This is a genomic window from Streptomyces pseudovenezuelae (genome assembly GCF_001513955.1).
GTDB lineage: Bacteria > Actinomycetota > Actinomycetes > Streptomycetales > Streptomycetaceae > Streptomyces > Streptomyces pseudovenezuelae.
In genome coordinates this window covers 404,878-417,057 of record NZ_KQ948145.1, presented here as the reverse complement: position 1 = coordinate 417,057, position 12,180 = coordinate 404,878, and the positions used below count along the sequence as shown (strand labels likewise).

At 69.5% G+C, this 12,180-nt stretch carries 14 protein-coding genes; 13 read left to right on the top strand and 1 reads right to left on the bottom strand.

Annotation, left to right across the window (positions count from 1 at the left end; translation table 11 throughout):
* The 10 genes from AQI94_RS09250 to AQI94_RS09205 all read left to right on the top strand — a co-directional run bounded on the left by AQI94_RS09250 (position 1) and on the right by AQI94_RS09205 (position 8,875).
* Complete coding sequence (locus tag AQI94_RS09250) at positions 1-888, top strand: DUF5936 domain-containing protein (protein ID WP_031039355.1); 888 nt, start codon at positions 1-3, stop codon at positions 886-888.
* Positions 889-1,160: 272 nt separating this feature from the next.
* Complete coding sequence (locus tag AQI94_RS09245) at positions 1,161-2,405, top strand: sensor histidine kinase (RefSeq protein ID WP_051831936.1); 1,245 nt, start codon at positions 1,161-1,163, stop codon at positions 2,403-2,405.
* Positions 2,406-2,452: 47 nt separating this feature from the next.
* Positions 2,453-3,247, top strand: coding sequence for a response regulator (locus AQI94_RS09240; protein ID WP_031039375.1), 795 nt, complete (start codon positions 2,453-2,455; stop codon positions 3,245-3,247).
* Positions 3,248-3,332: 85 nt separating this feature from the next.
* Positions 3,333-3,521, top strand: coding sequence for a Flp family type IVb pilin (locus AQI94_RS09235; protein ID WP_031039377.1), 189 nt, complete (start codon positions 3,333-3,335; stop codon positions 3,519-3,521).
* On the top strand, positions 3,518-4,129 hold the full coding sequence (locus tag AQI94_RS09230; RefSeq protein WP_031039398.1) for a pilus assembly protein TadG-related protein: 612 nt from the start codon (positions 3,518-3,520) through the stop codon (positions 4,127-4,129). Before AQI94_RS09235 ends, AQI94_RS09230 begins: the two co-directional genes overlap by 4 nt.
* Positions 4,130-4,145: 16 nt before the next feature.
* Positions 4,146-4,727, top strand: a complete 582-nt coding sequence (locus tag AQI94_RS09225) for a hypothetical protein (RefSeq protein WP_031039379.1) — start codon at positions 4,146-4,148, stop codon at positions 4,725-4,727.
* Positions 4,728-4,735: 8 nt separating this feature from the next.
* Complete coding sequence (locus AQI94_RS09220; RefSeq protein ID WP_031039380.1) at positions 4,736-5,365, top strand: OmpA family protein; 630 nt, start codon at positions 4,736-4,738, stop codon at positions 5,363-5,365.
* A gap of 288 nt (positions 5,366-5,653) precedes the next feature.
* Complete coding sequence (locus AQI94_RS09215) at positions 5,654-5,992, top strand: hypothetical protein (RefSeq protein ID WP_031039384.1); 339 nt, start codon at positions 5,654-5,656, stop codon at positions 5,990-5,992.
* Between the two features lie 62 nt (positions 5,993-6,054).
* A complete protein-coding gene (locus AQI94_RS09210) occupies positions 6,055-8,310 on the top strand; it encodes a DUF6571 family protein (RefSeq protein ID WP_037941550.1) in 2,256 nt (751 codons plus the stop codon).
* Complete coding sequence (locus AQI94_RS09205; protein ID WP_158806175.1) at positions 8,303-8,875, top strand: hypothetical protein; 573 nt, start codon at positions 8,303-8,305, stop codon at positions 8,873-8,875. The genes AQI94_RS09210 and AQI94_RS09205 overlap by 8 nt, the downstream gene beginning before the upstream one ends.
* 323 nt (positions 8,876-9,198) lie before the next feature.
* Here the strand turns inward: AQI94_RS09205 and AQI94_RS09200 are convergent, their stop codons facing one another.
* Positions 9,199-9,561 carry a DUF192 domain-containing protein gene (locus tag AQI94_RS09200; protein WP_062229678.1) on the bottom strand — a complete coding sequence of 121 codons (363 nt, stop codon included), beginning with the start codon at positions 9,559-9,561 and terminating at the stop codon, positions 9,199-9,201.
* A 98-nt stretch (positions 9,562-9,659) separates the two neighbouring features.
* On the opposite strand from AQI94_RS09200, the gene AQI94_RS09195 reads away from it, so the two are divergent.
* The 3 genes from AQI94_RS09195 to AQI94_RS09185 all read left to right on the top strand — a co-directional run bounded on the left by AQI94_RS09195 (position 9,660) and on the right by AQI94_RS09185 (position 12,057).
* Positions 9,660-10,223 (top strand): dihydrofolate reductase family protein, encoded by a 564-nt coding sequence (locus AQI94_RS09195; RefSeq protein WP_031050587.1) that lies wholly within the window; start codon positions 9,660-9,662, stop codon positions 10,221-10,223.
* Between the two features lie 42 nt (positions 10,224-10,265).
* On the top strand, positions 10,266-11,138 hold the full coding sequence (locus AQI94_RS09190) for an LLM class flavin-dependent oxidoreductase (protein ID WP_031050590.1): 873 nt from the start codon (positions 10,266-10,268) through the stop codon (positions 11,136-11,138).
* 127 nt (positions 11,139-11,265) lie between these two features.
* Positions 11,266-12,057: a methyltransferase domain-containing protein gene (locus AQI94_RS09185; RefSeq protein ID WP_031050593.1), complete on the top strand. Its 792-nt coding sequence runs from the start codon at positions 11,266-11,268 to the stop codon at positions 12,055-12,057.
* The last annotated feature ends 123 nt before the right edge of the window (positions 12,058-12,180 follow it).

The following is a 12,180-nucleotide window of genomic DNA, read 5'->3' as shown; positions in this document are numbered from 1 at the left end:
ATCGGTATCGGACTGGCCCTGTTGATGGCCGTGAGCGTGTGGGGCGTCTTCGCCGGCATCCGCATGTACCGGGCGGAGGCGAAACTGCCGAACGACCTGGTGCTGGCACTGGAGGTCGGCTCGACCCGCACCGGCGCGGTCGACTCCCTGATCGACCGCATGGGCATGCGCTACGCCCCCGCCGTCCTGCGCCTGATGGGCCCCAAGCAGGTCGCCAAGTACCGCCGCAGGATCGACCTCGCGGGCAACCCCGGCGGCCTGACCATCAACCGCTACGCGGCCCGCAGGGCGGTCTACGGCGCCCTCGGCACCGTGGGCTTCCTGGTCTTCCTCCTCCGCGGCCAGATCCTGGTGGCCCTGCTCCTGCTGGCCTTCGGGGCGTTCTGGACGGAGGTCGGCATCTGGTCGGCGATCCGGGTCAGGAAGGACGTCATCGAGCGCACCCTGCCCGACTTCCTGGACGTGCTCGCGGTGGTGGTGAGCGCGGGCCTGGGCTTCCGCCAGGCACTGGACCGGGTGGCCTCCAAGTACGAGGGCCCCTGGGCGGACGAACTGCGCATCACGCTCCGCCAGATGGACCTCGGCATGAGCCGCCGCCAGGCCTTCGCGGAGCTGCGCCGCCGCAACGACTCCGAACAGGTGGCGATGTTCGTGACGGCACTCCAGCAGGGCGAGGAACTGGGCGCCCCCATCGTGGACACCCTGGTCTCCCTGGCCAAGGACATGCGCCGCACGGACGCCCAGAACGCCCGCCGCAAGGCCGCCCGCGCGGTCCCCAAGGCCACCATGATGATCACCACCTTCATGGTCCCGGCCACGATGCTCCTGCTCGCCGCGGGACTGCTGCTCGGCTCGGGCACCGACTTCGGCACGATCACGGGGAAGTAGGGGACCGGGCGATGTCGATGACGGAGGCGCGCAGGCAGTCACGGGTGACGGCGGGGGTTGCGGCGGCGGTGCGGGGCGGGGGCACGGGCGGACGCGGTGCACCGGAACCGGGATCGGGGCAGGTACCCGAACCGGGACCAGGGCTGGAATCGGGACCGGGGCTGGAATCGGGACCGGGGCTGGAATCGGGACCGGGGCAGGTACCCGAACCCGGCGCTCATGCCGCTCCGGGACCGGTACCCGAGCCGGGCGCTCATGCCTCTCCGGGGCAGATGCCCTCCGACGTACCCGCACTGGACATCCAGGTCAACGCCCTCCAGGCCATGTGCCGCCAGGTCTTCGGCTTCCGCCTGGCGATGATCGCCCTGGCCGCCCCCGCCGCCCTCCTCAACGCCAACCCCGGCCTCGGCACCCGCCTGGTCGGCGCCGCGGTGGTCATCACCTTCATCACCTCCTACGCCCTCTTCAGGGACTGGGAACGCTTCGGTCCCCTCCTCCTGCGTCACCCCACCCTCCTCGCCGCGGACACCCTCTTCGCCAGCCTGCTCCTGATCTCCGCGGGCCCCGACACCACGCTCGCCTACGTCAGCGTCTGCACCCCGCTCCTGGCCGGCATCGCGTACAGCTGGCGAGGCGCCGCGGTCTTCGCCTCCCTCCAGTCCCTGATCCTCCTGCTGGCCCAGACGGCCCTGCCGCACCCGAACACCACCCCCGCGGACTTCCTTCTCCTCCCCGGCTTCTGCGTGATCACCGGAGCGGTCGGTTCCACCCTGCGCAATCTCCTGCTCCGCTTCGGCACCGCGACCCAGGCCCTGACCGCGATGAAGGCCCGCCTGGCCGTGACGGAGGCGATCAGCGAGGAACGCGCCCGTCTCGCCCGGGAGATGCACGACTCGGTGGCGAAGACGCTCCACGGCGTGGCCCTGGCGGCGGAGGGCCTGGCGACGTCGGCGGCAGCCCCCGCCCCGGACCCGGCCCTGCTCAGGCAGCAGGCCGAACTCGTGGCCCGGGCGGCCCGCAGAGCGGCGACCGAGTCCCGCGAACTCCTCACCGACCTGCGCCGGGACCCGGCCCCCAGCACCGACGTACTCGCCGAACTGGCCACCCGCACCACGAACTTCAACGCCCGCACCACGCTCCCCACGACCTTCCGGCCGCCCGGCCCCCCGCACCGCGCACTCGCCGTCCCGCACCCGGTGGCCCGCCAGCTCCTCACCATCACCGAGGAGGCGATGGAGAACGCCCACCGGCACGCCGAGGCCACGCGCATCGACGTCACGGTGGACGTCGACCCCGAGCGTGAACTGCTCAGCATCAGCGTCCGGGACGACGGCCGCGGCCTCCCGCCGGACACGAGCCTCGACGACCTCCGCCGCTCCGGCCACTTCGGCCTGGTCGGCATGGTGGAACGCGCCGAGTCGGTGGGGGCCCGTCTCCGCGTCGGCGAGGGCGCGGAGGCGAGGGGCACGGAAGTACTCCTGGAACTGCCCTTGTCACCCCCGCGGCCGGACCGATGACAGCCGGACCACCGACCCCCCACCCCACCACGAGAGGAGGCCGCGACATGCCGGACGGCCCCCAGCACCCCACCCCACCGATCGCGCTGTTCCCGACCGCCCCGGCCACCCCCGTCCGGATCGTCGTCGCCGACGACAACCCGGTGGTCCGAGCGGGCCTCACCGCCCTCCTCTCGGGCCGCGCCGACATCACGGTCGTGGCGGAGGCCGCGGACGGCCGGGAGGCCTACGAGGCCGCGAGCCGGCACCGCCCGGACGTGATCCTGCTGGACGTCCGGATGCCGGGCGTCGACGGGATCTCGGCGCTCCCGTACCTGGTGCCGATCGCCCCGGTGCTGATGCTGACCTACAGCGGGGAGCCGGAGACCGTCCAGGAGGCGCTGCGCAGGGGAGCCGACGGCTACCTCGTCCACGGCGAGTTCACGGCGGACCAACTCGCCTCGGCCGTACGGGACACCGTGCAGGGCCGCACCCACCTCACGCCCACGGCGGCGGGCGCGCTGCTCACCCACCTACGCGATGCGAATGCACACGTAAACTCTCATGTCCCGCCCACCTCAAGGAGATTTCCCCTCAAAGGGCTTTCGCAACTGCAACCATCTATGGGACAGTCGTCATCGGACAGGTCGCGTTTCCAACTCAGCGCGAGGGAGGCGGAGATCATGGACCTCATCGCATCCGGCATGACCAACCAGCAGATCGCCGCCGCCTGCTTCATCAGCGAGAAGACGGTCAAGAACCACATCAACCGCATCTTCGCCAAGCTCCACAGCACGAGCCGCTCCGAGGCCGCCGCGAAATGGCTGGGCACGGCGCCGAGTTCGGGCCGAGGGGTGGGATGAGCCGTGCCGATGCGAGGTTGGGCCCGCATTTGGGCCCAGGGACCCTGCGCCGACCGGAACCGGCGGGGCTACGCTCCGGTGGCCGATGGCGGCGACACCGAAGGGTCTCACGATGAGCAACCGGTTCAACGACGACAAGGGCCAGACCGCGGTCGAGTACCTGGGCATCATCGCGGTGGTGGTGGCGATCGTGCTGGCGATCACGGGGACGGACATCGGCAACACGATCTACACCGCGATCGTGGACAAGGTCAACGAAGTCATCAGCGGCTGACCGGGGACCGCAGACACAGCGACGCAGGGCAGGCTTTCCCCATCTACATCACGGTGGTGGCGGGCCTGCTCTTTCTCGCGTTCGCTTTCCTGGCAGTCGGTCAGGCAGCGGCGAATCGGAACGGCGCCCAGACGGCGGCCGACGCGGCGGCCCTGGCAGCGGCCCTGGACACGCGGGACAAGCTCACCGACAAGTGGGTGGAGAACGTCCTCGATCCCACCAAGTGGCAGGCCATCTTCGACGGTGTGGGGGTGGAGTTCGACGGTTGCGCACGGGCGGACGAACTGGCCGCACAGAACGACGCCACCCTGCTGACCTGCCAATCGCGGACGGGATTGCCTTCGGGCTACACGGTCGAAGTCAGGACGAACAAGACCGTCGGTGATTCCATTGTCCCCGGAGTCGAGGGCAAACAGTCGACCGAGAGAGCCACGGCGGTCATCGAAGCGGTCTGCGACTTCAAACTGCCTGGCGAAGACGCGGACGCGCTGCCGAAGCTCACCTGCAAGGACGGTGTCGAGTGGAATCTGGACCCGGACGACCTCACGGATCTGCCCGGACCGGAGGACCTCTTCGACGTCCACCTGGCACAAGCGAACGACGAGTGACGAAGGAAGCGGAGTGATGAGCATTCGGTTCACGGCGAAGGCCCGCAAGGGGGTGGTCGCGTTGACGATCGTGGCCGGACTGGCCGTCGGTGTGGCCGGTTGCGGTGGTGGAGGGGACGACGACAAGAAGCCGGAGGCGTCGGCATCGGCCTCCCGCACGGGCGGGTCCGGCCCGAGTACTCAGGACGGCGAGTCCGACGAGCCGATCGCGGAACTGAAGGGATCGAGCGGGCTGCTGCTCCAGATCACCTCGGCCACTCGGGACGCCGGTGGCTTCGTCACGGTGAACGGCAACCTGAAGAACGACGGCGCCAAGCGCATCACCATTCCGCCGGCGGTACGCGGAGACGAGACGGAGATCCTCCGGCACGGTATGTCACTCGGAGGCGCGACCCTCGTGGACGCCGCCTCGAAGAAGCGCTACTACGTGCTGCGCGACACGGACGGCCGACCGCTGACGACGACAGGCTTCTCGTCCCTGCAACCTGGTGAATCCCTGGCCGTTTTCGTCCAGTTCCCCGCCCCCCCGACGAAAACCACCGAAGTCACCTTCCAACTCCCCACCTTCGCCTCCGCCCCCATCCAGATCTCCGGATGACGCCGACCATGACCGCCACCCGAACCCCACCGCGCCTGGCCCTGGCCATCACGGTCGCCTCGCTCATGGCGGCCCTGACCCTCACCCCGGCCATGGCCGACGACGGCCCCAGCGTCCCCCCGGGCACCGAGCCCTCCGCCACCGCACCCGTCGAGGTGGACCCCAACGACCCGGACCTGAAGCTCCCGGAAGGCGCCACCCTCGCCGAACCGAAGGTGCTGGACATCAAGCAGGTCGTGGAGGACCAGAGCGGGGACGAACGCCGCGAGGACACCAACGCGGACGTGAAGTTCGCCCTCCAGGCAGAGGTCCTGTTCGGCAAGGACAGCGCGAAGCTGAACGGCGAGGCGAGGGCACGTATCTCCGCGATCGCGGCGGAGATCAAGAACCAGCACGCCACCCGGATCCGCGTCTTCGGCTTCACCGACAACCTGGGCAGCTACGCCCACGGCCGCACCCTCTCCCGCCAGCGCGCCAACGCCGTACAGGACGTCCTGGACGAGGAGTTGAAGGACTCGGGCATCACCTACGAGGTCCGCGGCTACTCCGAGGACTACCCCATCGCCTCCAACGCCACAGAAGCGGGCCGCAAGAAGAACCGCCGGGTGGAGGTGTCGTTCCCACGGGGGGAGAACTGACCGACCGCCCCTACCAGGTCACCGGACCGCACAACCGCTTCTCGGTCCACAACTTCCCGAACGCGGGTCATCCGGGTCCCTCGCACCCCGCCTGTGTGACGGACGTCCTGCACGGTTTGCCGCACACCGGCGGGGACCTCTCCCACCTGGTGCCGCCAGTGGCGAAAACCAGGCGACGCCCAGGGGAGGCAGTGCGCCGCGATGGTACTTTGCGCTTTCTCACCACTGATAATTCGCGATCGAAAGTTCCGGCCGACAAGGGGCGGAATTGAACATGGGGGACGCGGCGTGTCGAGCGGAACGGACATCGAGAATCCGGCAGCCCTGAACCGTGCGGGCACCGGCGCGCAGGAGATGGCGGGACGGACGCGGACCACTGGCACCCACCCGGTGGACGAGACCCGCTCGGCGTCCAAGGACTTCGGCAGTGGCAACTGGGACGGCGGCCTCGGCGGAGCACTCAGCGCCCTGGCCGAGACCTGGTCGAGCCAGGTCTCGGCGCTCGCGTCCAAGTGCGACAGCCTCTCCCGCCAGTGCGGCGGCTCGGGCCTGCTCTACCAGAGCACCGAGACGACGAACACGCAGACGATGCGCTCCCTGTCGGGTGAGCCGTCGCCGTTCGGCTGATCCGGCCCGAACCCGCCATCGCCCACCGCGCAATCACCACACCACGGGGACCCACCACAGCCATGCCGACGTATGAGCAGCTGTACCACCTCAACCTCAGCAACCTCAAAGCGGCCGCCGACCGCTGGCAGCAGACGGCCACCAAGTTCAAGGATCTGCACACGGCATACGGCGACGAGGTCGCGGCGCCTTTCAAGCAGGCGGGCTGGCACCAGCCGGTCCTCACGGCGGCCAAGGCCGACAGCGATGTACGGGACGCCCAGCAGGAGTTCGCGGACGCCCAGAAGGAGGCGGAGGGCATCGCCGGTGTCCTCGCCTCGCTCCACGGGGAATTGACGAAGGCGAAGAGCGATCTCCACACCCTGGCCGAAGTCGAGGCCAAGAAGCAGGACTTGCACGTGAGCGCGACCGGTGTCGTCACCCCACGCAACGACGCTTCCCAGGACCCCATCGGCCGCCGGGACCCCGACGGCCAGGCCCTGATCCACGAACAGCAACAGGCCTGCGACGCCTTCGCCCGCCGTATCGAAGCCGTCCTCCAACAGGCCGCCGACGCCGACGAGACCGCGTGCTGGGCCCTGCGCCGCGACCTCGGCGGCTACACGGACAACTTCAACTCCAAGGTCGTCACGTCCCTGGACTCGGCCGACGCCACCCACGCGGCCGAGCTGATGAAGAAGGGCGACAAGCTCACCGACAAGGAGCTCACCGAGCTCAACCACCTGCTCAAGTCCAATCAGGGTGACGCGGAGTTCTCCACCGCCTTCTACAAGCAGCTCGGTCAGAAGGGCACCCTCCAGCTCTACGGCCAGCTTGCCCTGCAGACCGCCGACGCGAGTGACGGACGCAAGGAGTTGCTCCAGCAGCTTCAGCGCACCATGGGAAACAACCTGGCCACCGCCACCAGCCCGGCCAACAAGCCGCACCTGGACGAGCAGTGGACCGCCGAGCTGCGCAAACTCGGCACCCAGCACATCCCGCTGTACCCGGACAGCATGCGCGAGGGGCCCTACGGCTACCAGCTCCTCGGCGGCATCCTGCGCTACGGCGACTATGACTCTTCCTTCCTCACCCCGATCGCGGAGCACGTCACCCAACTCCACGCCAAGGATCCGTTCTTCTTCGCCAACACGAAGTACGACATCGGCGACCCGGACTACGGCTTCAACCCCTCCGGCAAGAACGGCGCCGGCTTCGACCCCATGAACAGCGTCCTCGAAGCGCTGGGGCACAGCCCACAGGCGGCCACGGACTACTTTTCGCCACCCATGCAGGAGTACGCAGAGGACGGCTCCCCGAAGGGCAGGCCTCAGCAGACCCTGGACGTCGACGGTTCGAGCAACTACCTGGACTATCTCGTCAACAAGGACTACGACTCGTTCCCCGACATCACCGGACACGACCCCGACGCCGTGAAGAAGTCCATGAACGACTTCCCCGACTCCCTGGGCCACGCCCTCGAAGCGGCCACCACGGGCCGTCCCGCCGGTGCCGACCCTTCCACGGGCCCGCTCGCACATAGTCCCGAGCAGGCTGCTCTCGCTTCCCAAGTGATCAACAAGTTCAGTGGCCCGGATGCCGGCGGACTCCTCAACAGCGACGAGGGGACTGCCCCCTACGCAGCCGCGAGCGACAGCCTTGGCAACATCGGCGCCGAGTACATGGGCGACATCCAACGCTCGATCAGCGGCCAGAACGGTCTGCCGGTTCAAGGTACGGGTGCTGATCTGGACCCCGAGGTGACCAAGGAATTCCTCTATCAGGTCAGCCAGGATCCTGACGCCTATGCCGCGCTCACTGGTTCTCAGCAGGCCTACACGTCGGCAGTCATCGACGCGGAGATCAAGGGACCGGATGACAGCGACGTCTCACTCACGCAGCGCGTCTCCTCCGCCGCCCACCCGGGGGCGGAGGTCGCGGGCATCATGAGCGCTGCCCGTGCTCACTCCGTTCATGACACCCACGCGCACGGGGACGCCGAGTACAACGAAGGTGTCGACACCGCCAACAAGTGGGTCGGTCGCGGCCTGGGCCTGGCCACAGGTGCCATCAAGGTCCCCGTCGTCGGCGACGTCGCCGGCTGGGCGATCGAGGATATCCAGGAGAACGTGGCCAAGAGGCTGTACCAGGACACTACCGGCGAGGCCCAAAGCGAGGCGGGCAGAAGTTACACCGGCGGCGAGTCGGCGCTGCGGGAGGCGGTCCGCGCTGACATCGCCCGTTCCGGAGGGAGCGAGGACTTGCAGGACGCTGTGGGCCGAGAGGTTGACCAGAGCCACGCCACCGGCGCCGAGTGGGGGGACCAGTACCATGGCTGACCGTTATTCCAGCCGCCGTATGGGCTGCGCAGTACTTTCTGCCACCGCGCTCCTCCTTACGGCCTGTTCTGGTGAGGAGAAGCCCGAAGTCGCGTACGCCTTGCCTGACACCTTGTGCGGAGCACACGTCGGAAAGAAGGCTGTCGAGCCCTTCTTCCCGCCAGGGAACAAGCTGACGCACACCGGCGACGCCCTCGACAACGGCAAGTACGCCTCGGGGTGCGACTATGCGGTCGACAACGCCAAGACACTCCTCGTCAGCAGCTTCTTCCACGAGGACAGACCAACTGCCCGCCAGATCGCCGAGAAGAGGGCCACCGACTACGGGGGCAGAGACAAGAAGATCACCGTCGACGCCTCCGGCAACATCGCCTTGTACTCCCGTGGTGCTGTGGCGGTGGCAGCGTGCCCCGGGTATTCACCCGATGCGGACGGTCTGCCCAGAACCAGTTTCTCTGTGGAGATCCTGGCGTTCTACCCCAAGGATCTCTCCAAGGCGGACAAGACGCTCACGCAGTTGGTGCGAAAGCTCGTTCCGGTGGTGGCCAAGGCCAACGGCTGCTGACCGAACCTTCAGGGCCCACGGTTCGCGGTGAGTTGACCGTCCGCGATTACCGGGAGAGGCGAGCTACGCCTCTCCTTTGCTCTGCCTCTCCGAACCGTTCGGGGGACGGCGCCTCCTGCTCCGATGCGCAGTACGCCCGCCGACCACCGCATCCTGAGGGCGGCGGGTCCCTTCCTGTGGTGGACGGCGTTCGAGACCAGCTCACCTGCCAACTCTTCTGGCGACCACAGACAGAACGAACATCACAACACACACGCAAGATTCAAGGCGGCACGCGCATCGCCCGCACCGTCGGCAAGGGCAACTCCACGAGCCCCGCCTCGTCACTCCACCACGATCTCCACCCGCACCCCCACCCCCACCCCCCACCCCTCCATCACCCCCGCCTCCGCCTCCAGCACATGCCGTGACCGCAGTCGCGGCAAGCCCAGGCGGCCCGGCTGCATCGTGCGGACGGCGATGACGCGGAGGTGGCGGTCGAGGTAGGCGACGTCGATGGGGAAGCGCATGCGGAAGGTGTGCACGCTGCCCGCGGGGGAGAGGAGCAGGGCCCCGTCGACGGAGTCCCGGCCCAGGAGTCCCTTCGTCCGGGCCCGGTAGGAGGTCGCCAGCTCCAGTGGCACGGTGAACCCGTCCCGCTCCCCGTGCACGACCAGCCTGCCCCGCCCGTCCAGCCAGCGCCCCATCCCGGAGCCACCTCCCGCCATGGCGTTCCCACGCCGTCCCTGTCGCTCCCGTTACCTTGGGAGTCGATCCTCTCTCCACTGCCCAGGCCAGGTGTCCGATGCGGAAAATCGTCCTGATGATGTCCGTGTCCCTCGACGGGTACATCGAGGGCCCCGACCGCGACATCAGCTGGCACCGGGTCGACGACGAGCTGCACAGACACCTGAACGAGACGGTCGGGAGCATGGGCGGCCTGCTCCACGGCCGGGTCGTCTACGAGCTCATGGCCGACTATTGGCCCACCGCCGACGCCGACCCCGACGCCCCCGCGTCCGTCCGGGAGTTCGCCCCGATCTGGCGGGACCTCCCCAAGTTCGTCTACTCCCGGACCCTCACGCACGTCGACTGGAACTCCACCCTCGTGCGTGCGGTCGTACCGGAAGAGGTCCGTGCGCTCAAGGAGCAGCCGGGCGGTGATCTCGCCCTCGGCGGGGCCGAGTTGGGGGAGGCCTTCCTGCGGTACGGCCTCGTCGACGAGCTGCGGATCTACGTCCACCCCGTCCTCGTCGGCCGGGGCAGGCCCCTCTTCCCGCAGAGCGACACGCAGACCTCCCTCCGGCTCGTCGAGTCGCGCACCTTCGGCAACGGCGTCGTACTGCTGCGGTACGAGCCGACGCCGTAAAGGAGGTGTCCCGGTCCCCGCGCCCTGGGTAGGAAGGGCGGCATGACCGGACTCGGCGCGGTGTTCCGTCCCCAACTCCCTCCCGAGCGGCTGCGGGCCCTCGCCCGGCTCGCCGACGAGAGAGGGCTCGAAGAGCTCTGGCTGTGGGAGGACTGCTTCCGGGAGGGCGGGATCTCCACGGCCGCCGCCGCCCTCGCGTGGACCGAGCGGGTGCGGATCGGCGTCGGCCTGCTCCCCGTCCCCCTGCGCAACGTCGCCATCACCGCGATGGAGGCGGCCACCCTGCACCGGATGTTCCCGGGACGGGCGGCCCTCGGCATCGGCCACGGAGTGCAGGACTGGATGGGGCAGGTGGGAGCGCGGGCCGAGTCGCCCCTCACCCTGCTGCGCGAGCATCTCCTCGCACTGCGGGCCCTGCTGGCAGGAGAGCGCGTCACCACCCGCGGGCGGTACGTCACCCTGGACGACGTCGCCCTCGACTGGCCGCCCGCCGGCCCCGTCGAGGTGCTCACCGGGGCCACCGGCCCGCGCACCCTCCGCCTGTCCGGCGAGGCCGCCGACGGCACGGTGCTCACCGCCGGCACCCCGCCCGAGGGCGTCCGCCGGGCCCGGCGGCTCATCGACGAGGGACGGCTGAAGGCGGGCCGCACGCAACCGCACCGGGTCGTCGTCTACCTCCTCACCGCCACCGGGCCCGACGCGACCGCCCGGTTGCGCGCCGAACTCACCGAGGAGGGCCTCGCCGACGTGCCCGACCTCGGGGCCGCCGGAGACGCGGATGCCGTCGCCAAGGCCGTCCAGCGGCTCGCCGACGCCGGCGCCGACACGGTCGTCCTCCAGCCGACGGCCGACGAGCCCGACCCGGAGGGCTTCATACGCTTCGTGGCGCGCGACGTCCGGCCGCTGGTGCCATGAGGGACCGCCGCAGTACCGGCGCCCGCCCCGGTGCCGAAAACGAGCGGTGGCGAAAATGAGCACCGCTGCAATCCAGGGTGGCGAAAATGAGGGGCGCCCGCCTCCACCCCCCTGCCACGATCACCCCATGACCTCCCGACACGCCCGCACATTCGAGGACCTCGTAGCCGAGGGCGCCGCCGTGCCCACCGAGGGCTGGGACTTCTCGTGGTTCGCGGGGCGGGCCACCGAGGCGCGGCCGTCGTGGGGGTACGCGCGTGCCCTCGCCGGACGGCTGGCCGCGGCCACCGCCTTGCTCGACATCCAGACCGGTGGCGGCGAGGTCATGGACTTCGCCCTCGGCCAGGGGGTCAAGACGCCCGTGCTGGCCGCGGCCACCGAGGGCTGGCCACCGAACATCGCCAAGGCCACCGCGCTGCTGCGCCCGCGCGGCATCGTGGTCGTCGCCGCCCCGGAGGACGCGCCGCTGCCCTTCGCCGACGGCACCTTCGACCTGGTCAGCAGCCGGCACCCGGTCAGCCCCCAGTGGCCGGAGATCGCCCGTGTGCTCCAGCCCGGCGGCACGTACTTCGCTCAGCACGTCGGCCCGCGCAGCGTCTTCGAGCTGGTCGAGCACTTCCTCGGGCCGCAGCCCGCGGGACAGAGCTCGGACCGCCGTCCCGAGCGTGAACGCGCCGCCGCCGAGGCCGCCGGACTGGAGATCGTCGACCTGCGTGCCGAGCGGCTGCGGGTCGAGTTCCACGACATCGCCGCCGTCGTCCACTTCCTGCGCAAGGTGGTGTGGATGGTCCCGGGTTTCACCGTCGAGGAGTACGAGCCCCGACTGCGGTCCCTGCACGAGCGGATCGAGGCCGAGGGGCCCTTCGTCGCCCACAGCAGCCGTCATCTCTTCGTGGCCCGCAAACCCTCGGCCTCGTAGCGAGCCCAGATGACTGCAAAGCGGACAATGGGTTCAACGAGGGCCGATCTGCCCCGTATATCCATGGTCTTCACGGGGTTTCCACATCGTTATCCCAGGCGGCTCGCTTCCGGACCTCGGCTG

Coding starts and splice junctions, on each gene's coding strand:
- AQI94_RS09245 (WP_051831936.1), top strand. CDS start 1,161: ATGCCCTCCGACGTACCCGCACTGGACATCCAGGTCAACGCCCTCCAG.
- AQI94_RS09240 (WP_031039375.1), top strand. CDS start 2,453: ATGCCGGACGGCCCCCAGCACCCCACCCCACCGATCGCGCTGTTCCCG.
- AQI94_RS09235 (WP_031039377.1), top strand. CDS start 3,333: ATGGCGGCGACACCGAAGGGTCTCACGATGAGCAACCGGTTCAACGAC.
- AQI94_RS09225 (WP_031039379.1), top strand. CDS start 4,146: ATGAGCATTCGGTTCACGGCGAAGGCCCGCAAGGGGGTGGTCGCGTTG.
- AQI94_RS09220 (WP_031039380.1), top strand. CDS start 4,736: ATGACCGCCACCCGAACCCCACCGCGCCTGGCCCTGGCCATCACGGTC.
- AQI94_RS09210 (WP_037941550.1), top strand. CDS start 6,055: ATGCCGACGTATGAGCAGCTGTACCACCTCAACCTCAGCAACCTCAAA.
- AQI94_RS09205 (WP_158806175.1), top strand. CDS start 8,303: ATGGCTGACCGTTATTCCAGCCGCCGTATGGGCTGCGCAGTACTTTCT.
- AQI94_RS09200 (WP_062229678.1), bottom strand. CDS start 9,561: ATGGGGCGCTGGCTGGACGGGCGGGGCAGGCTGGTCGTGCACGGGGAG.
- AQI94_RS09195 (WP_031050587.1), top strand. CDS start 9,660: ATGCGGAAAATCGTCCTGATGATGTCCGTGTCCCTCGACGGGTACATC.
- AQI94_RS09190 (WP_031050590.1), top strand. CDS start 10,266: ATGACCGGACTCGGCGCGGTGTTCCGTCCCCAACTCCCTCCCGAGCGG.
- AQI94_RS09185 (WP_031050593.1), top strand. CDS start 11,266: ATGACCTCCCGACACGCCCGCACATTCGAGGACCTCGTAGCCGAGGGC.